16 protein-coding genes are annotated in these 13324 nt (G+C 66.9%); 3 read left to right on the top strand and 13 right to left on the bottom strand.

The window, feature by feature from the left end:
• Positions 1–151: 151 nt before the first annotated feature.
• The 3 genes from KDW55_RS07195 to KDW55_RS07205 form a co-directional block, all read right to left on the bottom strand.
• The gene (locus KDW55_RS07195) at positions 152–946 is read right to left on the bottom strand and encodes an ABC transporter ATP-binding protein (protein WP_059544716.1); all 795 of its coding nucleotides are present in this window, start codon (positions 944–946) and stop codon (positions 152–154) included.
• A gap of 1 nt (position 947) precedes the next feature.
• A complete protein-coding gene (locus KDW55_RS07200) occupies positions 948–1844 on the bottom strand; it encodes an ABC transporter permease (protein ID WP_040142082.1) in 897 nt (298 codons plus the stop codon).
• A gap of 154 nt (positions 1845–1998) precedes the next feature.
• Complete coding sequence (locus KDW55_RS07205; protein ID WP_069241774.1) at positions 1999–2964, bottom strand: ABC transporter substrate-binding protein; 966 nt, start codon at positions 2962–2964, stop codon at positions 1999–2001.
• A 345-nt stretch (positions 2965–3309) separates the two neighbouring features.
• Here KDW55_RS07205 and KDW55_RS07210 point away from each other — a divergent pair, with 345 nt between their 5' ends.
• Positions 3310–3624: a VF_A0006 family four-cysteine protein gene (locus tag KDW55_RS07210; protein ID WP_040142087.1), complete on the top strand. Its 315-nt coding sequence runs from the start codon at positions 3310–3312 to the stop codon at positions 3622–3624.
• 88 nt (positions 3625–3712) lie between these two features.
• On the opposite strand, the gene KDW55_RS07215 is transcribed toward KDW55_RS07210, so the two are convergent.
• Positions 3713–4528, bottom strand: coding sequence for a MetQ/NlpA family ABC transporter substrate-binding protein (locus tag KDW55_RS07215; protein WP_040142089.1), 816 nt, complete (start codon positions 4526–4528; stop codon positions 3713–3715).
• A 176-nt stretch (positions 4529–4704) separates the two neighbouring features.
• The gene (locus KDW55_RS07220; protein ID WP_069241775.1) at positions 4705–6273 is read right to left on the bottom strand and encodes a methyl-accepting chemotaxis protein; all 1569 of its coding nucleotides are present in this window, start codon (positions 6271–6273) and stop codon (positions 4705–4707) included.
• 222 nt (positions 6274–6495) lie between these two features.
• Between KDW55_RS07220 and KDW55_RS07225 the strand changes: the two genes are divergently transcribed.
• A complete protein-coding gene (locus KDW55_RS07225; RefSeq protein ID WP_040144798.1) occupies positions 6496–6786 on the top strand; it encodes a YciI family protein in 291 nt (96 codons plus the stop codon).
• A gap of 138 nt (positions 6787–6924) precedes the next feature.
• Here KDW55_RS07225 and KDW55_RS07230 read toward each other — a convergent pair whose 3' ends face one another.
• The 5 genes from KDW55_RS07230 to KDW55_RS07250 are packed head-to-tail and all read right to left on the bottom strand — an operon-like array spanning position 6925 to position 11005.
• Positions 6925–7542, bottom strand: a complete 618-nt coding sequence (locus KDW55_RS07230) for an SCO family protein (protein ID WP_069241776.1) — start codon at positions 7540–7542, stop codon at positions 6925–6927.
• A gap of 18 nt (positions 7543–7560) precedes the next feature.
• Positions 7561–8463: a heme o synthase gene (cyoE, locus tag KDW55_RS07235; protein ID WP_040142097.1), complete on the bottom strand. Its 903-nt coding sequence runs from the start codon at positions 8461–8463 to the stop codon at positions 7561–7563.
• An 8-nt stretch (positions 8464–8471) separates the two neighbouring features.
• The gene (locus tag KDW55_RS07240) at positions 8472–9584 is read right to left on the bottom strand and encodes a COX15/CtaA family protein (protein ID WP_212160837.1); all 1113 of its coding nucleotides are present in this window, start codon (positions 9582–9584) and stop codon (positions 8472–8474) included.
• 25 nt (positions 9585–9609) lie between these two features.
• Complete coding sequence (locus KDW55_RS07245; RefSeq protein WP_069241777.1) at positions 9610–10236, bottom strand: cytochrome C oxidase subunit I; 627 nt, start codon at positions 10234–10236, stop codon at positions 9610–9612.
• A gap of 58 nt (positions 10237–10294) precedes the next feature.
• Positions 10295–11005, bottom strand: coding sequence for an SURF1 family protein (locus KDW55_RS07250; protein WP_040144799.1), 711 nt, complete (start codon positions 11003–11005; stop codon positions 10295–10297).
• Positions 11006–11089: 84 nt separating this feature from the next.
• Here KDW55_RS07250 and KDW55_RS07255 point away from each other — a divergent pair, with 84 nt between their 5' ends.
• The gene (locus KDW55_RS07255) at positions 11090–11299 is read left to right on the top strand and encodes a twin transmembrane helix small protein (protein WP_212160836.1); all 210 of its coding nucleotides are present in this window, start codon (positions 11090–11092) and stop codon (positions 11297–11299) included.
• Between the two features lie 169 nt (positions 11300–11468).
• Here KDW55_RS07255 and KDW55_RS07260 read toward each other — a convergent pair whose 3' ends face one another.
• The 3 genes from KDW55_RS07260 to KDW55_RS07270 all read right to left on the bottom strand — a co-directional run bounded on the left by KDW55_RS07260 (position 11469) and on the right by KDW55_RS07270 (position 13289).
• Complete coding sequence (locus tag KDW55_RS07260) at positions 11469–12326, bottom strand: cytochrome c oxidase subunit 3 (RefSeq protein WP_040142103.1); 858 nt, start codon at positions 12324–12326, stop codon at positions 11469–11471.
• A 137-nt stretch (positions 12327–12463) separates the two neighbouring features.
• Complete coding sequence (locus KDW55_RS07265; protein ID WP_040142106.1) at positions 12464–12664, bottom strand: DUF2970 domain-containing protein; 201 nt, start codon at positions 12662–12664, stop codon at positions 12464–12466.
• 16 nt (positions 12665–12680) lie between these two features.
• Positions 12681–13289 (bottom strand): cytochrome c oxidase assembly protein, encoded by a 609-nt coding sequence (locus KDW55_RS07270; RefSeq protein ID WP_040142108.1) that lies wholly within the window; start codon positions 13287–13289, stop codon positions 12681–12683.
• Between the last annotated feature and the right edge of the window lie 35 nt (positions 13290–13324).

Below are 13324 nucleotides of genomic sequence, written 5' to 3' on the forward strand. Positions count from 1 at the left end.
CCTCGGGCAGGGCGAACGCCCCGCGAGCGCCCACCGCCATCGTCCGGCGTCGAAAACACCGGCGAACCGGCCCGCACGGGCGCGCGACGCAAGCCAACCGCCACGGCGGCACGCACCCCGCATCCCGTGCCGGCGGCCCGCTTCCCGCCCGTTACCCGAGCAGCAACGCGTCGTCGTCGAGCTGCTCGTGCCGCACCTTCTCGAACATGTGCAGCAGATCGGGCACGTCGAGCCCGCGGCGTGCATCGCCCGACACGTCGAGCACGACCTGGCCCTGGTGCAGCATCACCGTGCGGTCGCCGTAATCGAGCGCCTGCCGCATGCTGTGCGTGACCATCATCGTCGTCAGCTTGCTTTCGTTGACGATGCGCGCGGTCAGTTCCAGCACGAACGCCGCCGTCTTCGGGTCGAGCGCGGCCGTATGCTCGTCGAGCAGCAGGATCCGCGACGGCCGCAGCGACGCCATCAGCAGGCTCACCGCCTGCCGCTGGCCGCCCGACAGCAGCCCGATCCGGTCGGTGAGCCGGTTTTCCAGCCCAAGGTTCAACAGCCGCAGCTTGTCGCGAAACAGCTCGCGCGACGGCCGGTCGAGCGCCGCGCGAAAGCCGCGCCGCGCACCGCGCGCCATCGCGAGCGCCATGTTCTCCTCGATCGTCAGCGCCTCGCAGGTGCCGGCCATCGGATCCTGGAACACGCGCGCGACGAGCGGCGCGCGGTCCCACGCCGGCTGGCGCGTGACGTCGATGCCGTCGATCGCGATGCGCCCCGAATCGACGCGCTGGTCGCCGCTGACCGCATTGAGGAAGGTCGACTTGCCGGCGCCGTTCGAGCCAATCACCGCGACGAACTGGCCGTCGGGAATCTCGAGCGACAGCCCGCGCAGCGCACGCGTCTCGATCGGCGTGCCGGGATTGAACGTGAGTTTGAGGTCTTGTGCGGACAGCATGTCATGCCCCTCCGTTCTTGCGCGCGAACAGCTTCTTGCGCGTCGCCGGCAGCACCAGCGCGATCGTGACGAGCGCGGCCGTCACGAGGTTCAGGTCCTGCGCCTTCAGGCCGATGAATTCGCTGTTCAGCGCCAGCGCGATGAAGAAGCGGTAGACGATCGCGCCGAGCACGACGGCGAGCGTCGTCAGCACGAGCCGGCGCGCGGGCAGCAGCGTCTCGCCGATGATCACGGCGGCCAGCCCGATCACGATCGTGCCGATCCCCATCGAGATGTCCGCACCGCCCTGCGTCTGCGCGAACAACGCGCCTGCGAGCGCGACGAGCGCATTCGACAGCGCCATCCCGGCGAGCGTCGCCCGCCCCGTCGCGATGCCTTGCGCGCGCGCCATCCGCGGGTTCGCGCCAGTCGCACGCATCGCGAGGCCGAGCTGCGACGAGAAGAACCAGTCGAGGCCGAGCTTCGCGACCACGACGACGATCGCGAGCAGCGCCGGGCGCAGCACGTAGTCGGGCATCCAGTCCGGCTGCAGTACGGTAAAGACGGTCGGCTCGGTGATGAGCGGCACGTTCGGCCGGCCCATGATCCGCAGGTTCACCGAGTAGAGCGCGATCATCATCAGGATGCTGGCGAGCAGGTCCATGATCTTCAGCCGCACGTTGAGCCAGCCGGTGACGAAGCCCGCCAGCGCGCCGGCAACGATCGCGATCACGGTCGACGTGAACGGGTCGTGGCCGGCAGAGATCAGCGTTGCGGCGACGGCGCCGCCGAGCGGAAAGCTGCCGTCGACCGTGAGATCGGGGAAGTTGAGGATGCGGAACGAAATCAGCACCCCGAGGGCGACGAGGCTGAAGATCAGGCCGATCTCCAGCGCGCCCAGAAACGAGAACAGAGACATGATGGGGAAATCCTGTTGCTTGCCGGCCGGACGTGTACGGCCGGGCATGTATGGCCGGCAAAACGGACGGGCGGCCCGGGTAAGAGCCGCCCGTCCGGCGGTTTCGTTCAGGCCCGGATCGGGCCGGCCGCGCGCGGCGATCGCCGGCCGCGGCTTACTTGATGACCGTCTTCGCTTCCTTCACGAGGTCCGGCGACAGCGTGACGCCCTGCTTCGCGGCCGCGCCCGTGTTCACGAACAGCTCGAGGTTGCTGCTCGTCTCCGACGCGATCGCGCCCGGCTTCTCGCCCTTCAGGATGCGCGCGACGACCTTGCCGGTCTGCCGGCCGAGGTCGCCGTAGTTGATGCCGAGCGCCGCGATGCCGCCGCGCTTCACGCTGTCGGTGTCGCCGGCGACGAGCGGAATCTTCGCCTCGTTCGCGACCTTCACGAGCGCTTCGTACGCGGACACGACGTTGTTGTCGGTATTCGTATAGATCACGTCGACCTTGCCGATCAGGCTCTTCGCGGCCGGGCCGATGTCGACGGTGCGCGGCGCGGCCGCTTCCTTCAGCGTCATCCCCTGCTTCGCGAGGATCTCCTTGAGCTCCTTCACGACGACGACCGAGTTCGCCTCGCCCGGGTTGTACACCATGCCGACCGTCTTTGCCTTCGGCACGACGCGCTTGATCAGCGCGACCTGGCGGTCGAGCGGCAGCTTGTCGGACACGCCGGTCACGTTGGCGCCCGACGGACCCCAGCCCTTCACGAGCTGCGCCGCGACCGGATCGGTCACACCCGAATACACGACCGGCACGCTCTTGGTCGACGCGACGACCGCCTGCGCGGCCGGCGTCGCAATCGCGACGATTACGTCCGGCTGGTCGCCGACGAACTTGCGCGCGATCTGCGCAGCCGTGCCCGTGTTGCCCTGCGCGCTCTGGTATTCCCACTTGAGCTTGTCGTCGCCGTAGCCTTCGGCCTTCAGTTCCGCGCGCACGCCGTCGCGGATCGCATCGAGCGCCGGGTGATCGACGATCGACAGCACCTTGACGGTCTGCGCGTGCGCGGCGCCCGCCAGCGCGAGCGCAGCGACGCCGGCCGTGATCGAACGGATCGCGAAAGTCTTGAAACGCTTCATGGGTGAGTCTCCCCCGTATTTGTGTCGGTTCTGGATGATGGATTCCCGCCGCCGTCATGCAGGTGCCGAGCGCGCGTAGCCGGGTGACGGCGGAGGCGGCAGCGGCCCCGCGCGGGCCCCGGGAAGGCGCGCGGCGGCGAACGCACGAGGATACCATTTCCGCAGACCACCGCCTGACTGAACGCTTTCGCGCCCAGCACGGCCGCCGCGTGCGGGCGCGCCCGCACAATCCGCCGAAAGCCCGGCCGGCAGCCCTTTGCAGCCCGCTTCGATGCAACGCGCCAGCCGCCCGCGCCGCTTTACGCTATGCTGTCGGCCGACCCAGTCCATGCCATCGGAGGGCGTATGAAACGGGGGTTCCGTGCGGTTGCCGAGGCGGTTGCCGCGCTGACGCTGGCGCTGCCGGGCGCGGCGCTCGCGCTGACCGACGGCAACGCGCAATACGACGACTGCATGCTGGGCGCGCTGCGCGAGAGCCGCAACGGCGTGGCCGCGCAGCTGATCCAGCGCTCGTGCGACGCGCTGTACCGCAACAACGCGATGCTGCTGCCGCGCGAGCGACGCTTTCACGAGTGCGTCGTGCAATCGCTGCCGGGTGTGCGCGACAACTATGCGATCCAGCAGATCATGGCGATCTGCTCGCGGCGCGGCGAGATGTGAGCGCGCGCTGAACGCCGGACACGGCAATGAAAAAGGGCCTGCGCGATGCAGGCCCTTTCGTTTCAGCGGTCGGACAACGGTGCGGCGTTCAGAACGACGCGACCATCGAGCCCTTGAACTGCTTCTTGATGAATTCCTTCACTTCCGGCGACTGGTACGCCTTGACCAGCTTCTTCACCCACGGCTGATCCTTGTCCTTCGCGCGCACGGCGATCAGGTTCGCGTACGGGCTCGTCAGCGATTCGAGCGCGATCGCATCCTTGGTCGGCTGCAGGTTCGCGGCGAGCGCGTAGTTCGTGTTGATCACGGCCGCGTCGACGTCCGACAGCACGCGCGGCAGTTGCGCGGCGTCGAGCTCGGAAATCTTCAGCTTCTTCGGGTTCTCGGCGATGTCGAGCACCGTCGCATTGTTGCCGCCGGTGCCCGCGCCCGCCTTCAGCTTGATCACGCCTTGCGTCTGAAGCAGCAGCAGCGCGCGGTTCTCGTTCGACGGATCGTTCGGCACCGCGAGCTTCGCGCCTTGCGGCAGATCCTTCAGCGACTTGAACTTCTTCGAGTACACGCCGATCGGCGAAATGTAGGTGAGGCCCGCGCTGACGATCTTGTAGCCGCGCTGTTTCACCTGGCTGTCGAGGTACGGCTGGTGCTGGAAGCTGTTCGCGTCGAGGTCGCCCGCGTCGAGCGCCGCGTTCGGCTGCACGTAGTCGTTGAACTCGATGACCTTCACGTTCAGGCCTTCCTTCTCCTTCGCGACCTTCTGCACGACCTGCCACACTTCCGCATCCGGGCCGGCGACCGTGCCGACCTTGATCACCTTGTCGTCGGCGTGCGCGCCCGCCGACAGCGTCAGCGCTGCGCCGGTGGCCAGCACGGAAAATACCTTCAGGAGACTGCGACGCTTCATCTGTTTCTCGCTTTCTTGCTAACTGAAAAATGGGGCGCGATACGGGTATGCCCGGACTCGCACGAAGGCGCAAATGGTGTCACAGGATCGGCCGGAAGTGAAATACATCCCGCTCATATGGGTATGCACTGCGACGGTGCCGGGTGCGCCCGCGCGACCCGGCGATCGGTTGCATTTCAACGGGCGCCGCCGCCCGCTTCGGCGACCCGGAATGCGCCGACCGCGTCGCGCAGTTTCCCGGCCTGCTCCTGCAGCGACGCGGCCGCCGCCGCGGCCTGCTCGACCAGCGCCGCGTTCTGCTGCGTGACCTGGTCCATCTGCGTGACCGCGCGCCCGACCTGCGTGATGCCGCTCGCCTGCTCCTCGGACGCGGCCGCGATCTCGCCCATGATGTCGGTCACGCGCGCGACCGCCTGCAGGATCTCGCCCATCGTCGTGCCGGCCTGCCCGACCAGCGTCGAACCGTTGCGCACACGCTCGACCGAATCGACGATCAGCGCGCGGATCTCCTTCGCGGCCGTCGCGCTGCGTTGCGCGAGCGAGCGCACCTCGCCCGCGACCACCGCGAAGCCGCGGCCCTGCTCGCCGGCGCGCGCGGCCTCGACCGCCGCGTTCAGCGCGAGGATGTTGGTCTGGAATGCAATGCCTTCGATCACGCCAATGATGTCGGCGATCTTGCGCGAACTGTCGTCGATCTCGCCCATCGTGCCGATCACGCGGCTCACGACGTCATTGCCCGCCCGCGCGATCTCCGAGGCATTGTTCGCGAGCCCGCTCGCCTGCCGCGCGTTGTCGGCATTCTGCTTCACCGTCGCGGTCAGCTGCTCCATGCTCGCAGCCGTTTCCTCGAGCGACGCGGCCTGCTCCTCGGTGCGCTGCGACAGGTCGTCGTTGCCGGACGCGATCTCGCGGCTCGCCGACGCGATCGACTCGGCCGACTGGCGGATCCCGCCGATCGTCGCCTGCAGCCGCGCCTGCATGTCGCGCATTGCCGCCATCATGCTCGTGCGATCGCCGGCTCGCACCGGTACCGGCCGCGTGAGATCGCCCTGAGCGATGCGCGTCGCCAGCGCGGCTGCTTCGTCCGGCTCGCCGCCGAGGCTGCCGCGCACGTTGCGGATGATCACGAGCATCGCCGCGCTGATCACGAAGCCGATCACGAGCACGACCGCAAGGTGGCCGAACAGCGTGCGGTAGTAGACGGTATCGATGTCCTTCAGGAACACGCCGCTCGAGATGTTCCAGTCCCACGGCGCGAAGCGCGTGACGTAGCTGATCTTCGGCACCGCGGTCTCGCTGTGCGGGAGGCGGCCGCGATACTCGGCGAAGCCGCTGCCGCTCGCCTTCGCGGCGTTCAGGATCGTGACGAACAGCGGCTTGCCGTCCGAATCGAGATAGTCGCCGACCTGCGTGCCGACCAGCTTCGGCAGCGTCGGGTGCATCAGCACGACCGGCTTCGAATCCATCACGAATACGTAGCCGGACTCACCGTAGCGCATCGCGGCGAGGCTCGAGAGCGCGTCGCGCTTCGCATCGGCCTCGGACAGCGTGCCGGCCTGCGCGAGCGCGTGATACGCCTTCACGATGCCGGCCGCCGAGTCGACGAGGTTGGCGATGCCTTCCTTGCGTTCAGCGAGCATCGTCGAGCGCGTCTCGTACGCACTCCATGCACCGACGCCGAGTAGGCCGATCCATACCAGCGCAAGCGCGAGCCACAGCTTGCGGTTCAAACTCATTCTGCTCATCTGCGTGCCTTGAAGTCGAAGTCTTTGCCCGCGTTGCGCGCGCACGGCCGGTCGCGCGCAAACGGTTGCTTCCGTATTTACGGCAGCGAGGCTTTCAACTTGAATACACGCACCCGATGCGCGCAGCGCGCGTGCCACGCGCGACACCACATCGAACGGCCGCTGTGCTACAAAGATCGGCTGGCCGGTGCGCGATGCGCCGGCGACATTCCGGGGCCATTCATGTACGTCATCGACATCCACTACACCGCGTCGCTCGAGCGCATCGACGATGCACTCGAACGCCACCGCGCGTATCTGCAGCCGCTGTTGGAACGCGGGATTTTCATTGCGGCGGGCCCGAAGGTGCCGCGCGAAGGCGGCATGATTCTCGCGGCGCGCATCGATCGCGACGAACTCGACGCGATTCTCCAGACCGACCCGTTCGTGACAGAAGGGCTCGCAACCTATCGCGTGACCGAGTTCAGGATCACGCGGGCCGCGCAGGGCTTCAACGTGCCGGCGCTGCCGTAACGTCGCGCGCGTGCATGCCCGGGCGCGCGACAAGCGGCGTATCAGAAATCGTCGGAAAGCAGGAGGAATGCGTGACGGCGCAGCCCCGTCACGCGTGTCGCCGGGCCGGCGCCCGCGCGTTCATGCGGCGTGCGCCGCTCAGTCGACCAGCAGTTTCAGGTCGTGGACCCACGGGCCGGGGCCCTGGCCGTCGCGCACGAACAGGCGCAGCTTGCCGTCGCGATCGAACACGTAGCTCGCGGCCGTGTGATCCATCGTGTAGCTGCCGGGCGTATTGCCGGGCACCTTCGCGTAGTACACGCGGAAATCCTTCGTGACCTTCTTGAGCTGCGCTTCGTCGGCCGGGCGCAGACCGATGAACGACGGATCGAACGCGGGCACGTACTGGCCGAGCAGCGCGGGCGTGTCGCGCTCCGGATCGACGGTCACGAACAGCACCTGCACGCGTTTCGACGCGTCGGGCCCGAGCTGCTTCAGCGCTTCGGACAGTTCGGCCATCGTCGTCGGGCACACGTCCGGGCAGTGCGTATAGCCGAAGAACATCACGACGGCACGGCCCTTGAAGTCGGCGAGCGTGCGCACCTTGCCGGTCGTGTCGGGCAGCGCGAAGTCGCTGCCGAACTGCGTGTTGCCGGTGATGTCGAGATTCTGGAATTTCGGTGCGTTGTCGCAGCCCGTGAGCAGCGCGGCTGCCGCGAGTGCGCACGCGAGCATCCAGCCTTGGCGCGCGCGGCGCCCGAACCATGATTGGAGCATTGCGTTCAAACCGTGCGGTTACACGCCGAGCAGCGGGCGTGCATAGTGATCGACGAGCAGCGCGGCGAACAGCAGCGACAGGTAGACGATCGAGTAGCGGAAGGCCTTGCGGGCGAGTTCGTCCGAATAGTCGCGGTAGATCTTCCACGCATACGCGAGGAACACCGCGCCGAGCAGCACCGCGCTCGTCAGATAGACGGCGCCGCTCATCCCGGAAATGAACGGCATCAGCGCAACCGCGAACAGAATCACCGTATACAGCAGGATGTGCAGCCGCGTGTACTTCTCGCCGTGCGTGACCGGCAACATCGGCAGCCCCGCATTCTCGTAGTCCTTGCGGCGATAGAGCGCGAGCACCCAGAAATGCGGCGGCGTCCACACGAAGATGATCAGCACGAGGATCCACGCATCGCCCGGCACCGCACCGGTGACGGCCGCCCAGCCAAGCGCCGGCGGCATCGCACCCGACGCGCCGCCGATCACGATGTTCTGCGGCGTCATCGGCTTGAGCAGCAGCGTGTAGATCACCGCGTAGCCGACAAACGTCGCGATCGTCAGCCACATCGTCAGCGGGTTCGTGAACGTATAGAGCGTCCATGCGCCGACGCTGCCCAGCACGGCCGAGAACAGCAGGATCTGCGGGGTCGTGATCTCGCCGCGCGCGGAGGGTCGCCACGCGGTGCGGCGCATCATCGCGTCGACCTTTTGCTCGACGAGGCAGTTGATCGCGAACGCGGCGCCGGCCAGCAGCCAGATGCCGACCGTGCCGCCGATCAGCACGTGCCACGGCACCATGCCCGGCGTCGCGAGAAACATGCCGATCACCGCGCAGAACACCGCGAGCTGCGTGACACGCGGCTTCGTCAGCGCCATGTACTGCGAAAACCGGCTACCGGGCGATTGGGAAAGGGTGCTTTGCATGGGGACGGTCACGCCGGGGCGGCGTCGCGCGCGGGCTGCACGACACGGCCGGGGCGGCTTGAAAGGATGCGAAAGTTTAACATGACGACGAGCAGCAGCAGGACCGCGGCGCCGCCGTTGTGCGCGACGGCAACCGGCAGCGGCCACTGCAGCACGATGTTGGTCAGGCCCGTCAGGAACTGCACCAGCACGACCAGCAGCACACCGTTCGCCGGACGCCGCAGCGACTCGAAACGGCGCATCTTCAGCGCGAACGCGACCAGATACGCGACGACGACGAACGCGAACGTGCGGTGAGTCCAGTGAATCGCGACCAGCGCGTCCTGCGTGATCGCCTCGCCGTCCTTCGTCATTCCGAGCGCGCGCCACAGGTGGAAGCCCTGGCCGAAGTTCATCGGCGGGATCCACTGGCCGTTGCAGGTCGGGAAATCGGTACAGGCCAGCACCGCGTAGTTGGTGCTCACCCAGCCGCCGAGCGCGATCTGCACGACCAGCAGCACCAGCGCCGCGAGCGCGGCCGCGCGGTGCCGGCCGGCTTCCGGATCATGCGACGGCAGCGGCGTCTGCCGCGCCGCGAGCCAGCCGAGCGTGCCGAGCAGCGTGAGCCCGAGCAGCAGATGGGTCGTGACGATCACCGGCTGCAGCTTCATCGTGACCGTCCACGCGCCGAACACGCCCTGTACGACGATCAACAGCAACAGGCTCGTCGGCCACCAAGGCGACACGTGCAGCGGACGGCGGCGCAGCCGCGCGGACCACGCGATCACGACCTGCGCGATGATCAGCACGCCGATCGCCATCGCGAAATAGCGGTGGATCATCTCGATCCATGCCTTAGTCATGCTGACGGGGCCGGTCGGCATCGCCTGGTGGGCGGCCGTGATCGCCGCGTGAGCGATGAACGGCGACGACGTGCCGTAGCAGCCCGGCCAGTCCGGGCAGCCGAGGCCCGAATCGGTGAGCCGCGTGAAGCCGCCGAACATCACGAGGTCGAGGGTCAGGAACGTGGTGATCCACACCAGCTTGCGAAACTTGTCGTCGTCGGCCTTCACCCACACGTACGACAGCGGCAGCAGCGCAATGCACAAGCCGATCAGGCCGAGTTGCAGTAGATACGACATCGAATGGTTGCCTCGTCGTCTCGCGTTAGCCGATGCTCGACCACTTCAGCAGCTTCGTCACGTCCGCCTTGATCTTGCTGGGATTCGGATTCTTCGGGAAGCGCATCATCAGGTTGCCGTTCGGATCGACCATGTAAAGGTGGTCGCTGTCCTTCGTGCCGGTGTCGGCCGGCAGCCACGCGGCGACCGCGGCCGGATCCGCGACGAGGCGGCGCGTGTCGGGATACGCGTCGAGCACCTTCTGCGGGATCGCGCCCGCATCGCTGCGCAGCCACACCATCGTGATCCGGTGCCGCTCGCCGGCCTGCGTGACGCGGATCTGGCGCATGAAATAGAGCTTCTGCGCGCACGCGTCGTCGCACGCGCTGCGATCGGTCATCACGAACAGCCACACGCCGCGCAGCGACGACAGCGGCACCGTCTTGCCCGTTTCGTCGGTGACCTGCAGATCCGCCGGGATCGGCCGCTGCGGCTCGATCAGCGTGCCGTAGTTGGTCGAACCGCCCTTCGGCTTGATCACGTAGTAGGTGAAGTACGACGCGATGATCGGCGCCGCGCATACGAGCCCGAGCAGTACGAGCATCCAGCGGCCGCGCTTGCGGGCCGCCGGTGAAACCGGCGACGCGGCCGGACTCTGACGGGAAGATTGCATGGACAAATCAGACCTCTCGAAACGAACCCGCGGCGCTGCCGCCGCGTCGGGGCTGCGCTCACGCGCCGGCCGACTTCTTCGCCGCACGCCGCGCGGCGTACAGGCCGAAACCGAGCGCGGCCGCCGCGATGCCCCACCACTGAAACATGTAACCGTAATTGCGCTCGACGCCGGTCGTCGCCGCCGGCCAGTCGCGCACGAGCTTGTCGCCGTCGTCGCTCGTCTGCTGGATCACGAACGGCTGCAGCGGCAGCCCCGTTTCCTTCGCATATGCGGCGACATCCAGGTTCTGCCGGATCTTCTGGTGCGCAGCCGACCCGCCTTCGCCGAGCTCGAATGCACGGGACGCGTCGGCGCGCGCGATGCCTTCGATCTCGATGTCGCCCGCGGGCGTCGCGAACGGCTCGATCGCCGTGCGATCGGCGATGTTGCGCGGCAGCCAGCCCCGGTTCACCAGCACGGCGCCGCCGCCCGTGAGTTTAAACGGCATCACGACGTAAAAACCCGGCTGGTCGTTATACGGCCGATTGTCGAGGAACACCGCTTGCTCGGGCACGAAGCGGCCCCTCGCCCGCACCCGGTGGAACTCGATCGACGCGAGCGGGATCGGCTCCGCGCCGACGTCGACGGGCGCCGCGTGCTCGAAGCGGACGATGTTCGCCTGCAGCGCTTCCTTCTGGTGCGCGCGGTCGCGCTGCCAGAAACCGAGGCGTATCGCGCCCGCGACGACGACGAGAACCAGCAGCGCAGGCAGCCAGCGAATCTTCATCGGGCTGCCCGCGAAACGCATTCGCGAAAGCGAAGTGCGATAATTATCCTCTTCCTTTCGAATTGCCGTCGTCCGGTTCGTGTCATGCAGATACTCGTTCCCATCGCCTTCGTCCTGATCATCGCCAGCATGGGCTCGGCGCTGTATTTCATGATGCACGACCGCGGCCATACGAAACGCATGGTCTGGTCGCTCGCCACCCGCGTCGGGTTGTCGGTGTCGCTGTTCCTGTTCATCCTGTTCGCGAACTGGATGGGCTGGATCCATTCGACCGGCCTGCCGATCGGGCGTTGATACATCCGCCGCCGCTGTGACATTTCGCCGCACAGCGGTGCCACCAAGCAAAAGCGCCGCCTGACTGAGTCGCGGCGGCGCCGGTGGCGTTGAGCACGGGCAGCCGGCCGCTGCCCCGTCCCCGCCAATGAAAACGGCCCGCGCATCGCTGCGCGGGCCGTCGTTGCATTTACAGCCAGTAGACGACGACGTACAGGCCGAGCCAGACGACGTCGACGAAGTGCCAGTACCACGCGGCGCCTTCGAATGCGAAGTGGTGATCGGGCTTGAAGTGGCCGCGGATCATCCGCACCAGCACCACCGCGAGCATCGTGCCGCCGAGGAACACGTGGAAACCGTGGAAGCCGGTCAGCAGGAAGAACGTCGAGCCGTAGACGCCCGAGTTCAGCGTCAGGTTCAGTTCGTTGTACGCGTGGTAGTACTCGAAGCCTTGCATGAACAGGAAGCAGATACCGAGCACGAGCGTCGCGGCGAGCCATGCGATGGCCTTCTTGCGGTGATCGTCGCGCAGCGCGTGGTGAGACACCGTCAGCGTCACGCCCGATGCCAGCAGGAACGCGGTGTTCAGCGTCGGGACCGGCCACGGGCCCATCGTCTTGAAGTGCCCGGCGAGCGCGGCGGGGCCTTCGTTCGGCCACACGGCGGAGAAGTCCGGCCAGATCAGCTTGTAGTCGAGGCTGCCGAGCTGGTGCAGCGCGATTTCGCGCGCATAGAACAGCGCACCGAAGAATGCGCCGAAGAACATCACTTCGGAGAAGATGAACCAGCTCATGCTCCAGCGGTACGACTTGTCGACGTTCTTGCCGTAGTGACCGCCTTCCGATTCGGCGATCGCGTCGCCGAACCAGTGATACAGCGTGAAGAGCAACCACAGCAGGCCAAGCAGCGCCGTGTACGGAGCCCAGTCGTGACCGTTGATCCACAGCGCCACCGACCCGAGCATGACCAGCAGGCCGACGGCCGCGCTGATCGGATGCTGCGACGGATGCGGCACGAAATAGTACGGGGTCTGGTTTTGACCGCTCATGCTTGATTCTCCACTTCAGTCCAATTTGTGTACCGGAAACCGCTCCGGCTGTATTTCTTGCGCGGCGCGACGGCCGCCGCTCTTTCCCGCACGCAGCGCCGGGGCGCTGCGCACTGCATTCTTTCGCGGCTCCGGCCTCAGCCGACGACCGCTCGCACGATCAGGATCAGCACGCCGATGAACACGCCGGCCGCGATCAACGCGACGATCAGCACGTGCAGCGGATTCAGCTGCGTCGCATCGGCCTCCAGGTCGCGCCGCTTGCGCACGCCGAAGAACGACCACAACACCGCTCGCAACGCCTGGCCGAACGACCCGCCCCGCTTGGTTTCCGTCATCGCCCCGTCTCCGTCGTCATGCGGCCGGCTTCGCTGCGCCCTGCTCCGCCGTCTTGCGCGGTGCGGGCGCCGGCGCGGCCGGCGTATTCAGCTCGAAGAACGTGTACGACAGCGTGATCGTCTTCACGTCCTTCGGCAGCTTCGGATCGATCACGAACACCACCGGCATCTTGCGCGACTCGTTCGCGGCCAGCGTCTGCTGCGTGAAGCAAAAGCACTCGATCTTCTTGAAGAACTCCGTCGCCTGCTTCGGCGCGTAGCTCGGAATCGCCTGGGCGACCACCGGCCGGCCCTGGCCGTTGGTCACGTCGTAGACGATCGTCGTCAGTTCGCCCGGATGCACGTCGAGGCTATTGTGCTCGGGCTTGAAACCGAGCGGGCCGCGCGCATTCGCATCGAACTCGACCGACACGGTGCGGCTGTAGTCGACCTGCGTGCTCTTCGCCTCGCGTTCGCTGACATCGCGCTGCACCAGATTGTTGATGCCGGTGATCTGGCAGATCGCGCGATACATCGGAATCAGCGCGAAGCCGAAGCCGAACATCAGCGCGGCCACCACGAAGAGCTTCACCAGCATCGAACGATTGAACGCCCGATCGACGGCGCCCTCTTCCGGCTTCGACATACGACTACATCCTCGCTACTGCGTCAGTTACTGCA

Origin of the sequence: Burkholderia sp. AU19243, from assembly GCF_018148075.1 — a bacterium.
GTDB classification, from domain to species: Bacteria; Pseudomonadota; Gammaproteobacteria; order Burkholderiales; family Burkholderiaceae; genus Burkholderia; species Burkholderia latens_A.